Raw genomic sequence first — 11,033 nt, forward strand, 5'->3', positions numbered from 1 at the left:
ATACGGCACGGGTGGGTTCAGGAATTTTCGCCTGTGGGAATGGACGGACCCCGCGAGCACGTGGATGCTCCCGGGGTCCGTCAATATCGCTATATCAGCGAGAGTAGTGTTCGACGACCATCTGGACGTCACAGGTCACGGGGACCTCAGCGCGCTTGGGGCGACGCACCAGGGTGGCCTTGAGGCGCTCAAGTTCGACGGACAGGTAGTCCGGAACGGCGGGCAGTACGTCACGGTGCACGCCAGCGGCAGCGATCTCGAAGGGAACGGTGGTCTGTGACTTGGGCTTGACCTGGATGGTCTGGCCGGGCTTGACGCGGAAGGAGGGGCGGTCAACGATCTTGCCGTCAACCATGATGTGACGGTGAACGACGACCTGACGTGCCTGCTGGATGGTGCGGGCGAAGCCTGCACGCAGAACCAGGGCGTCGAGGCGCATTTCGAGGAGCTCAACGAGGTTCTCACCGGTCAGGCCGGCGGTGCGACGTGCCTCTTCGAAGGCGTGACGCATCTGAGCCTCGCGGATGCCGTACTGAGCGCGCAGACGCTGCTTTTCCTTCAGACGAACGGCGTAGTCGGATTCCTGGCGGCGGCGGGAACGGCCGTGCTCGCCGGGGCCGTAGGGGCGCTTCTCGAAGTAGCGCACTGCCTTGGGGGTGAGTGCAAGACCCAGGGCGCGTGATTCGCGCACCTGCTTGCGGGAGCGGTTGCCTGCCATAGTGGTGGCCCTTTCCTGTTTCTTCTGTCATGCCAGCACCCTTGTGGTACCGGCACGGGGTCAACTCCAATCCGCGTCCTGCTGGGCAGGTGTGGATGTCGGCTAAGACCCCAGGGGGTGTTGCCGTAAAAGGCAACCCTGCAATGTTAGCGCATGTTGAGCAGTTCCTTAATCACTGCCAGACGCTTCGTGATCATCGCCTCATTCCCGTTCTGTGTGGGCGTGTAGTACTCCACGCCTTCCAGGTCGTCGGGCAGGTACTGCTGGGCGGCCACGGAATGGGGCGCGTCGTGAGCGTACTGGTAGTCCTGGCCGTGTCCGAGTTTCTTTGCTCCCGCGTAGTGGGCGTCGCGCAGGTGGCGTGGCACGGGACCACCTTTTCCTGCTCGCAGGTCAGCTAGAGCTCTGTCGATGGCGAGGTAAGCGGCGTTGGACTTGGGCGCGGTGGCGACGGCAACGACCGCTTCCGCCAGGAGGATACGCGCCTCTGGCATGCCGATCATGGCCACGGCTTGAGCGGCTGCGACGGTGATACCCAGAATGTCGGGGGCTGCCATGCCAACGTCTTCAGCGGCACAGATCATGATGCGCCGGGCAATGAAGCGAGGATCCTCCCCCGCTTCGATCATCCGTGCGAGGTAGTGGATGGCAGCGTCGACATCGGAGCCTCGCATGGATTTGATGAAGGCTGAGGTGACGTCGTAGTGCTGGTCTTGATCCCAGCGAATGAGGGCATGGTTGGCGGCCGCTTCAACGTGGGCGACCTCAATACTGGTGCTATCCATCTCCGAGGCTGCTCCGGCCGCCGCTTCAAGCAGGGTGAGTGCCTTTCGTGCGTCAGAGCCCGCGAGTCGAACGAGGGCGTGGCGGGCGGCGTCGCCGCATTCCCACTTTCCTGCCAGGCCGCGTTCGTCGGCCAAGGCTCTGTCGAGTAGGGCGAGGACGTCGGATTCCTCAAGGGGTTCGAGTGTCAGCAGTAGCGAGCGTGACAGGAGCGGCGAGATGACGGAAAAGGAAGGATTCTCAGTCGTTGCTGCCACGAGCGTCACCCAACGGTTTTCCACAGCGGGCAGGAGTGAGTCCTGCTGGGATTTGGAGAAGCGGTGGACCTCATCGACAAAGAGGATCGTTTCCTCCCCCGTTGACATGAGGTGGCGTTTTGCTGCGGAGACGGCATCGCGGATGTCTTTAACACCGGATGAGACCGCAGAGATTTCGATAAAGCGACGCCCGGAGGCTTTGGCAACCAGGTAGGCCAGGGTGGTTTTACCCGTTCCCGGCGGGCCCCACAGTATGACTGACGAGGCCGGTGGGCGTCCCTGTGCTGTGGGGGAAAGGAGGCGGCGTAGAGGGGTGCCCTCTCCGAGAAGGTGGCTTTGGCCGACGACCTCGTCAATCGTGCGGGGGCGCATGCGCACGGCCAGGGGTGCGGATGCGGAGAACTCGGGGACTCCGGTGGTATCCAGGCTGTGCGTATCGAAAAGGTCCATGGTCCTAGATTAGTCGGATTTTCCTTTTCTGAGTGCTGTCACACATCCTTTCGATTGGCGTCGGTTGTTTGCAGGGGACGGGAGCTGAGAGTCGCAGTTTTTCGGGATTTGTAGCGGATAGTGTGCTCAAACAGAGCAGGATTACTTGAACTTAAAAGCATGAAGTATTGGCGAAAGTTTCCTATGATGAATAACGCAAACACGGGGACCACAATTCCCCATTAAATAGAAGGACACAATCCTATGAGCACTGCACACTCTTCGAGCCTCTACAGCCGCTCCCTCCACTTCCTCAGCAACCTGGACCGTATCGGCATGACCATGCTCCGTATCGGCGCCATCGTTGTCCTGGGATGGATCGGCGTCCTCAAGGTCGCCCCCTACGAATGCCGCGGCATCGTCCCCTTCATGGCAAACTCCCCCTTCTTCCGCTGGATGTTGTCCGACCCTGCCAACTACGCCGCCAACAAGATGCCGGAAGGCGCTGTCGACCCCGCAAAGGAAGCCTGGCATGTCGCCAACGGCACCTACCCTGCCGCCTACTTCGTTGGCATCACCATCGTCCTCATCGCCGTCCTTCTTGCCGCACACTGGTTCTCCCCCACCGTCGGCGCTGTTGGCGGCGTGCTGCTGTTCGGCATGTCCCTGGTGACCCTGTCCTTCCTCATCACCACCCCCGAGGTGTGGGTGCCTGACCTGGGCGACCAGCACCACGGCTTCCCATACCTGGCTGTCCCCGGCCGCCTCGTCATTAAGGACGCCATCATGCTCGGTGCCTCCATCGTTCTGGCTTCCGAGTCCGCGAAGAAGGCTCTGGCGAAGATGGAAGCTCGTCGCGCAGCCTGAGTACTGTCCAGTACAGACAAGGTCTGTAGTGAAAAGGCGGCTGCACATCCTTGTGGTGTGCAGCCGCCTTTTCTGTTGTGTGCTATCTGGCGCTATCGGCTTACTCTACGGGGGCTGTCGAGGCCGCCGCATGTGCTGTTTTCGCTTCGATGCGTCGGTTGATTGCGAGTAGGGTGAATGCGCACAGAGCACCCACCACGGCCACAGCAAGAGTGATGAGGAAGATCTGCTGGTAGCCGACGTAGGCATTGTCCTTGTGGCGTTCGACGATGCCTGCCGTCATGGGGTTGCCCCAGAAGATCGAAGCATAGACCAGGAAAGATCCGACAGCCATTGCGGAGCCATTGATCTCTTCAGGAAGGTGGAGTTCTGCGATGGGGGCGAGGATCACCGCCTTCCCCATGAAGATGCCAGCGGCCATGATCATGAGCAGAATCATTGCCGGCCACATCATGCTGGGATCGTGAGGCAGTAGGTAGACCATGCCGGCACCCACGGCTGTCAGGGTCAGCGCAACGCCCATCATCATGGTGGATGACTTGAACACGTAGTCGGCGATGAGGCCGGAGACGAGGCCTGCGACAATGCCGATGAAGCCGGTATTGAAGATGCCAAAAGCACCGGCTGCAGCGTCGGAGGCGTTGTAGACCAGCTTGACGTAGGGGGCCGAGGAATAGATGAGGTTAACGTAGGTCCAGTACAGGGCCAGACCAGCCAGGCCGGCGAGCCACAAACGTGGTTGAAGCAGAACGTGAACGAGGCCCTTGAGGGCGGCCACGTTGGTCGAGCCGGACTTTTCGTCGTGCGCAATAGCGTTCTTGGGAACGAAGCGCAGGATCGCAAAGATCAGTGGGATCAGCAGCAGTGCGTAGCCAACGCCGAAGCCCCTCATCACCGCAACCGAGTGTTCGGGGTAGACGAAGAGGACACCGACCACGACGAGGTTCATGAGGAACTCAAGCCCGCGGCGCAGGGTTTCGAGCAGGCCCATAGCCAGGCCGCGGCCTTTACCCTGATCGCCTTGGGCCATGAAAGCCACGCCGTTCACGACTGCGGGCCAACCGATGGCATCCCAGATCGCCCAGGATATTGCGATCCACACCATGACGTTGAAAGAGAGGCTGGGGACAAGGAAGAGGATCAGGAAGGTCGCCAGACGCCAGGAACACCATGCCACGAGGATGGAGCGAATAGTGAAGCGGTTGTTCACCCAGCCGCCAGGCACATAGAAGAACATCGCAATGCCAATCCACCCCATGAGGATGCCGAATTGATCGACACCGATGCCCAGCGCTTCGGTCAGTGGCAAAAGCAGGGATCCTTTAAAGGCCTCAAATGAGACGTAGGTCAGCTGGCCTGCGAGCACGACAGAGAGGAAACCTCCGATTCGACCTCGCTGAAGGAAGATTGGCATTCGTGAGCGGGGCTCAACGGCTGCTTCAACTGCACTCATGGTGTATCTCCTTTGATTCCAGTGTGTGAGCACAATGTGGGTAGAAAAGTCGAGAAGGAGGTGAGTTCAAGGGCGCAGGAGCTGGTGGGCGACGTCCGTGAAGATTCCTGTCACGCCCCAGTTGAAGAGCTCATTGGCTCGGGCGGCAGAATTCACGGTCCATACATTCACGCCATATCCAGCCTGGCGGAATGCCTGTACCTTCTCGCGCGTTAATCCTGCGTCTTCGGGGTGGATGTAGTCAGCGCCGACTAGCTCAAGCACTGATTTCCAGTCGTCGTAGAGGGCGCAGGTCTCGTAGAGGCAGGCGACAGGAATATGCGGCGCGCGTTGTTTGAAGTGCGACAGGAGCACATGGTTAAAACAGGAGACGATGACCTGGCACTCGGGTTTAAGTCGGTCGAGTTCGGCGATGACGTTGTCAATGAGCCGGAGGGTCATTTCGGCGCCGGCCTCGTTGGATTTGATTTCGATATTGGCGTTGAGGCCGGTTTCGTTCATGTAGTCGATGAGCTGGCGCAGCGTGGGCAGTGGCTCTCCTGCGTATTCACTACCAAACCAACTGCCTGCATCGATTTGGGGAGATCTGCAGCGGTCAGCCCGTAGTAGGAGCCGGTGAGGTTGGTGGTCCGATCGAGGGTGGTGTCGTGGCAGACAATTACGGTGCCGTCACCGAGGATATCGACATCGGTTTCGATCCATTGAACACCATGTTCAACTGCGAGTTTGAAGGCTGACATTGTGTTTTCGGGTGCAATGGTATTGAGACCGCGATGAGCGAAAACAATGCGTTGATCCAACATTGGGTGCCTTTCAGTGCACACATCCTTGTGTTTGTACGCCCTGAACTTTACCTTTGTCAGAACTCAGGCATCATCGGATTGAAGGAATCGGAGACAGAATTGGGAGAAATTGCACTTGACCTGAGAGGATGAGAGAGTTTTCCCAGATCGAGGCCCTTTCTTTTGAGTTGGCAGCAGGACTACGAGCGCAGGGATGCGTCCTCGTGTTCCGGGCAGCTTACTGTACCGCAGGCCTCACAGCAGAGCAGGCGCTTGCGGCACGCCAGATCCGTGCAATTGGCCAGGCGGTTGGTGGGCTGACCGCAGGAGTCGCAGGTGGAAAGCACTGCTGCGCCGGGTGCAAAGTCCATGACCTCACGGCCATCAAAGACCGCTAGGGAGCCTTCCCACAGGCCGTCATTGCCGAAAGCCTCGCCGTAACGGACGATCCCGCCATCCATCTGGTAGACCTCGGTGAAGCCACGCTTTTTCATCATGGCGGAGAGCAGTTCGCAACGGATGCCGCCTGTGCAGTAGGTAACGACGGGCTTGTCTTTAATGTCGTCGTATTTGCCGGATTCGATTTCGGCAATGAAGTCATGGCTAGTGCGCACATCAGGAATGATCGCTCCCTTGAAGCGGCCAATGCGCGCTTCCCACGCGTTACGGCCGTCAAAGAAGACCACCTCATCGCCACGCTCGTCGACAAGCTCGTGAAGCTCGTGGGGTTTAAGGTGTGTGCCGCCACCGATCACGCCATTGACACCAACCTCAACATCGTCAGGGGCGCCGAAGGAGACGACCTCGTCACGGACTTTCACGGAAAGGCGCGGGAAATCCGCGCTCATGCCATCAGCATCCAAGCCCGTTCCCTCACTCCATTTAAAGTCGATATCGCGGAAGGCCGGATATTCGCGAGTCTTGCGGCGGTAGATCTTCATCGCTTCAAGCTCGCCACCCACAGTGCCGTTAAAACCATGCGGCGAGATGAGGATGCGGCCGCGCAAGCCCAAACCCTCGCACAGATCGCGCTGCCACAGGCGCAGTGCTTCCGGGTCAGGAATGGGGGCGAATGCGTAGTAGAGCAAAATCTTTGAAACGGCCACAGGGATCCTCCGCTTGAACGAGTGTGGGGACGATGTGCTTTTCCAGGGTAACGCACGCGGCGCAGTGGAACTCCACTGCGCCGCGTACACGAGCTGAGGTATTGGCCTCGAATTCGGGGCCAAGTTAGAGGGGGAAGCCTTTCTTATTCGAAGAGGTCGGTGTCGCCCGCTCCCTTACGGACCACCTCGGGGCTGCCTTCGCTGAAGTCCACCACCGTTGTGGGTTCGGCCTTCCCGCAGGGGCCAACGAGGACGAGGTCGACCTGCTTGCCGATACGTTCGTCGACCTCGAAGCCGTCGGTCAGGGGCTCGTCCTCGCCGGGCATGATGAGGGTGGAGCAGAGAATGGCCTCCCCCATTGCCTCGACAAGCTTTTGGGTGATGACGTGGTCGGGGATGCGCACGCCTACCGTGTGCTTCTTCTTGTTGAGGGTCATGCGGGGCACTTCCTTCGTGCCCTTGAGGATGAAGGTATAGGCACCAGGGGTCAGTGCCTTAATGGTGCGAAACTCTGAATTGCCGACGATCACCAGTTCGCCGAGCTGAGCGAAGGAGTGGCACAGCAGAGAGAAGTTATGTTTGTCGTCGAGCTTGCGGATAGAGCGGATGACGTCCATGCCGTCCTTGTTGCCGAGGGCGGTAGCAATGGCATAGCCAGAATCCGTGGGCAGGGCGATGGTGCCACCTTGCTTGAGGATGTCGACGGCTCGCGTGATGAAGCGGGGCTGAGGGTTTTCTGGGTGCATCTCTACGTACGACATGGCTCTATTGTGCCCCAGGTCACTGAATTGTGCCAGAGCTGAAACACCTCTGTCGCACGCATGTGCGGGCACGAGCAACGCGCGGTGCAACGCTGCCACAGGGCGCTATTCCAGCCACGCTTTTCCATGGCATGGACCGCTGTCAAACGAGGCAATCTGGGCCCTATTCGTTCAGCCCGCGCTATCCACTGATGGCGGTACCCGCGAGGGCGGTTCCTGATCGGTCAACGATAGAAGGCACGAGTCGAATACACTGCTGCCGCCGCCCATGCCAGCAGTAGGGGCACGCCGAGGGTAACTGCGAAGACAAGAAAGGCCAGCGTCATGTCTGCCCCATATCCAGACGGAATATAACCGAGGTACATGTAGAGGGCCCCAGCCAGGAGCGGGATGATCACCGGCAGGAAGGCTGCCAGGAGGGTGCGTCCATAGCCGTAGCCCAGCACGGTCATCACTGCCGCGATGATGACAAAGATGCCCACAGTGGTAATGAAGGGCCAGAATGATCCGGTGATGAGGAAGATCGCCTCGACGTTGAGGACGATTGGAATCAGGAGCCACAGTCCCAGAGAAGGTAGCAAGGCTGTTGTCCGAGCAGAGGCAGACGTCGTCGGCAGGAGGACGCGGGGGTCTGCCAGGCCTGGCGCCCTGCGCCTCATGGCGACGCTAGTGAGATACTGGCACAGCTTTGCGCCAAGGAACGCGGAGAGGGCGATGCAGGCCGCTGGCATCAAAAAGCTCCATGTGGCGACTTTGGCCAGGGAAGAAGAAGCAGAACTTCCTTCGGAGGCGAGCCAGTAGAGTGAACGCGCCGTCCTGACTAGCACTAGGACGAGCGGTACCGCGAGCAGGACTGACACAACTTGGTGGTAGGAGTAGCCCATCGGAAACATGCGCAGGGAAATGAGGAAGGCCGCCACCGGGGCTGCGAGCATCAGGGCGTAGGAGTGGATGATGGTGATGTAGGGCAGCGCGTAAGAGCCGGAGAGCGCAAAGTCGAAGTAGAACTCTGCAAGATGAACGCCTAGGTAGATGGCGACTGGCCACAGGAAGGCTTTCCAGTTCAGTGCGACGAGGCTGCCGTCGCCAACGCCTGCGCTGGGAGTGTGAGCCGGGGCCATCACGGCTGGCGAGGCTTGCGCCGGTGGACGTTGGATGTCATGTGTGCTCTCTGAGGGCATGGCCTCTCCCCTATCGTCGTCGATTTCTGGCTGATGCACTCCATCGCATCAGCACGCTAGAACACACATTAGAAGAATCTTCTTTTTCATGTGGGCGATTGCTGATACGGAAATGAGTTCGTACAGCGGCACGCAACCCCCTGTTGGCCGGGACCGTGCAAAGACCTATGCTGCTTGTGGCTGCGATTCTGTGCCCCCTTCATGGATACGGGATTTATTGACGACAAAGCTTTGTGAAGGGTCATAGAATCTGACCATGGAACCTGTTTGGCTTACCCTTGGGACCTCTGCCGTATCGCTGTTACTTCGTTTCGTCGCTTTCCAGAATGAACCTGAGGCACAAACGCTGGCCGATCTCACGGATGCTGGGGCGTCCTTTGTCAGCCGAGTTTTCTCCGGCTCTCGACGAGGGCGGGAAGCCTTTGAAGAGAAGGTTGCGAAGAAACTCGTAGATCGGGCGATGGCTCGGACGGAGCTTTCGCAGGCTTTCAAATCCGATCAGTCAGAGATTGCGGGTGTGATCACCGAGGTTGAGGCCGTTCTCGAGGCTTTCGATTGCAATCGTCAGATGCTGGTTGATATCGCTGCTAAGCCTGAGGATTTTAAGCGCGAATTGCACAGCCAAGGCACGGACCGAAAGAACTACGTGTCGGAGGATGCAGAGCCGCTCTTCGACGCTCTGCTTGACGTGATTGCCGCTGAGCTCAGTGAACGAGCGCGAGAGACTAAGGGATTCGAGGTTAACGCGCTGATCTCGGTGGTGAACGAACTCGCCGTTATCGGAGAAAAGGTTGACAGCACACACCGAACGCTGGAGACAGGGCTAGGAGTTATTGCAGAGCATCACGCAATGACTAACGAGCGGCTGGGCAATATCGAAGAGCAGCTTGAGCGCGTAACGTCTACCGTGCAGCGCCCCAAACGTGTTCGCTATGGCTCGCGTGTCGCTCTGACGCAGAACTTCGTTGAGCGTCCGGTGGTGCAGGATCTTGCACGCGAGATCTTCGCTGATCGCGCTTCGGGAGTGTGGGCGCTCAAAGGGATGCGGGGCTGCGGAAAGACGCAGATTGCTTCCTACCTTGCCAATCGGGCTGAGCGCGCCGACTGGCCGGTTGTGGTCTGGCAGGTGGCTTCATCGCGTGAGACGATGTTGGGCATGTACCGTGCCTTGGCAGTGCAGGTGCTACCCGGTGTGCAAGAGCAGGACGACGAACTTCTTGCGCGTATGGTGTTGGGGGCACTGAGCTCTGATAAGCGTTGGCATCGCCAGTTATTTGTCTTGGATAACCTCCGCACGGTGAGCGATGTGCAAGACTTGATTCCCGTTGGGAATGGCGCATGTGTCGTAGTGACAACAACGCGCTTTCTTCTGCCTCAAGCGCGCGAACACCGCATTGGCGTATTCACTCAAGCGGAGGCTATCCAATTTCTACGTGCCCAGCTCCCCGATCAGTCCGAAGATAGTCTTGTTGAACTTGCTGAGGCTGTTGACTATTTACCTGTCGCGATGGAACATGCAGCGGCAGCATTCACCTCTTTGGGCTACCGCGAGATCACTGATTTCATCGAAGTTCTACGTAACCAAGGCCCATGCAAAGCCCTTGATCCCGACGAAGACGCCCTATATCCGCAATCGCTATGTACAGTCTTTGAACTCTCTACCGTGGCGCTGTTGAGAGACATGGATGAAGCGGATCGACTCTGTGCGGCACACCAACTCCGCGCCCTGTGCTACCTCAGTGAATCTGGCGTTCTAAGGGAGTTTCTTGACGTTTGCGGCGTAAGCATTCCTCAAGCCAGAAAGACTCTAGGGCAGCTCATTAAAGCTTCACTTGTCCTTGAAACAGAGAATCGAGAATACGTCTCCCTGCATCGTTTGTATGCCACCGTGCTAAGAAGGAACCCCCATTTCACGGCACCTTCAAGGGACGCAGAGCCGGAGGAATCGGTGATCCATGTCATTGGATCGATAGCATCTGAGATCGAGGATGGCGTTCTTGAACTCAGTTCAATGTATGACAAGAACCGATTCACCAACTATCGAGCGAAGCAAAAGGAGATCCTGCGTCAACTTTCAGATGTCATCATTCAAGACCACGGGAATAATCTCGTTTCCGACCAAAGGATTCTTGCACTAGTTCCATCAATACTGAGAAGTTCGACGCGTCTTCATTTATCAGCCGATTCATGCATCTTATTTCCCTTGACAGAAATGTTGACTCCGGGGAGTCTCGAACGTCTCGAAGCGGATTACTTTATTGCGGGTGCTTATAGTTCTGCTGGGCGCTTTGATGAGGCGATCCCGTTGTATGAAGAGACTCTTGCCCAATGCGAGGAGGTTTTAGGCCCAACACACCCTGACACGCTCGCTAGTCGTAACAACCTCGCCCACGCCTACGTGTCGGTGGGGCGCTTTGATGAGGCGATCCCGTTGTATGAAGAGACTCTTGCCCAATGCGAGGAGGTTTTAGGCCCAACACACCCCACCACGCTCATGAGTCGTAACAACCTCGCCCACGCCTACGTGTCGGTGGGGCGCTTTGATGAGGCGATCGTTCTGCTCGAAGACACTCTTGCCCAATGCGAGGAGGTTTTAGGCCCAACACACCCTGACACGCTCGCTAGTCGTAACAACCTCGCCCACGCCTACGTGTCGGTGGGGCGCTTTGATGAGGCGATCCCGTTGTATGAAGAGA

General features: G+C 58.3%; 8 protein-coding genes and 1 pseudogene. 2 read left to right on the top strand and 7 right to left on the bottom strand.

All coding sequences use genetic code 11. The annotated features are described in order from the left end of the window. Nucleotides 1-94 precede the first annotated feature (94 nt). Both rpsD and HWX48_RS06165 read right to left on the bottom strand, forming a co-directional pair. Nucleotides 95-718, bottom strand: coding sequence for a 30S ribosomal protein S4 (rpsD, locus tag HWX48_RS06160; protein ID WP_124867618.1), 624 nt, complete (start codon nt 716-718; stop codon nt 95-97). Between the two features lie 146 nt (nt 719-864). Next, nucleotides 865-2,208 (bottom strand): replication-associated recombination protein A, encoded by a 1,344-nt coding sequence (locus HWX48_RS06165; RefSeq protein WP_175955625.1) that lies wholly within the window; start codon nt 2,206-2,208, stop codon nt 865-867. 243 nt (nt 2,209-2,451) lie between these two features. On the opposite strand from HWX48_RS06165, the gene HWX48_RS06170 reads away from it, so the two are divergent. After that, nucleotides 2,452-3,054, top strand: coding sequence for a DUF417 family protein (locus HWX48_RS06170; protein ID WP_175955627.1), 603 nt, complete (start codon nt 2,452-2,454; stop codon nt 3,052-3,054). Nucleotides 3,055-3,154: 100 nt separating this feature from the next. On the opposite strand, the gene HWX48_RS06175 is transcribed toward HWX48_RS06170, so the two are convergent. From HWX48_RS06175 to HWX48_RS06195, 5 genes and pseudogenes are all read right to left on the bottom strand, one after another. Continuing rightward, on the bottom strand, nt 3,155-4,507 hold the full coding sequence (locus HWX48_RS06175; protein WP_175955629.1) for an MFS transporter: 1,353 nt from the start codon (nt 4,505-4,507) through the stop codon (nt 3,155-3,157). Between the two features lie 66 nt (nt 4,508-4,573). Further along, nucleotides 4,574-5,310: pseudogene (locus HWX48_RS06180) on the bottom strand (glycerophosphodiester phosphodiesterase family protein). A gap of 179 nt (nt 5,311-5,489) precedes the next feature. Beyond that, on the bottom strand, nt 5,490-6,395 hold the full coding sequence (locus HWX48_RS06185) for a rhodanese-related sulfurtransferase (protein ID WP_175955631.1): 906 nt from the start codon (nt 6,393-6,395) through the stop codon (nt 5,490-5,492). A 143-nt stretch (nt 6,396-6,538) separates the two neighbouring features. Continuing rightward, complete coding sequence (locus HWX48_RS06190; protein ID WP_175955633.1) at nt 6,539-7,156, bottom strand: L-threonylcarbamoyladenylate synthase; 618 nt, start codon at nt 7,154-7,156, stop codon at nt 6,539-6,541. 224 nt (nt 7,157-7,380) lie between these two features. Beyond that, complete coding sequence (locus HWX48_RS06195; protein WP_175955634.1) at nt 7,381-8,337, bottom strand: hypothetical protein; 957 nt, start codon at nt 8,335-8,337, stop codon at nt 7,381-7,383. A gap of 256 nt (nt 8,338-8,593) precedes the next feature. On the opposite strand from HWX48_RS06195, the gene HWX48_RS06200 reads away from it, so the two are divergent. Beyond that, a partial coding sequence (locus HWX48_RS06200) for a tetratricopeptide repeat protein (protein WP_175955636.1) occupies nt 8,594-11,033 on the top strand: 2,440 nt, incomplete at its 3' end.

This window comes from Schaalia sp. Marseille-Q2122 (assembly GCF_903645355.1).
Lineage (GTDB): Bacteria > Actinomycetota > Actinomycetes > Actinomycetales > Actinomycetaceae > Pauljensenia.

Excerpts from the sequence above, each read along its gene's own strand:
- rpsD (WP_124867618.1), bottom strand. The coding sequence starts at position 718 with ATGGCAGGCAACCGCTCCCGCAAGCAGGTGCGCGAATCACGCGCCCTG.
- HWX48_RS06165 (WP_175955625.1), bottom strand. The coding sequence starts at position 2,208 with ATGGACCTTTTCGATACGCACAGCCTGGATACCACCGGAGTCCCCGAG.
- HWX48_RS06170 (WP_175955627.1), top strand. The coding sequence starts at position 2,452 with ATGAGCACTGCACACTCTTCGAGCCTCTACAGCCGCTCCCTCCACTTC.
- HWX48_RS06175 (WP_175955629.1), bottom strand. The coding sequence starts at position 4,507 with ATGAGTGCAGTTGAAGCAGCCGTTGAGCCCCGCTCACGAATGCCAATC.
- HWX48_RS06190 (WP_175955633.1), bottom strand. The coding sequence starts at position 7,156 with ATGTCGTACGTAGAGATGCACCCAGAAAACCCTCAGCCCCGCTTCATC.
- HWX48_RS06195 (WP_175955634.1), bottom strand. The coding sequence starts at position 8,337 with ATGCCCTCAGAGAGCACACATGACATCCAACGTCCACCGGCGCAAGCC.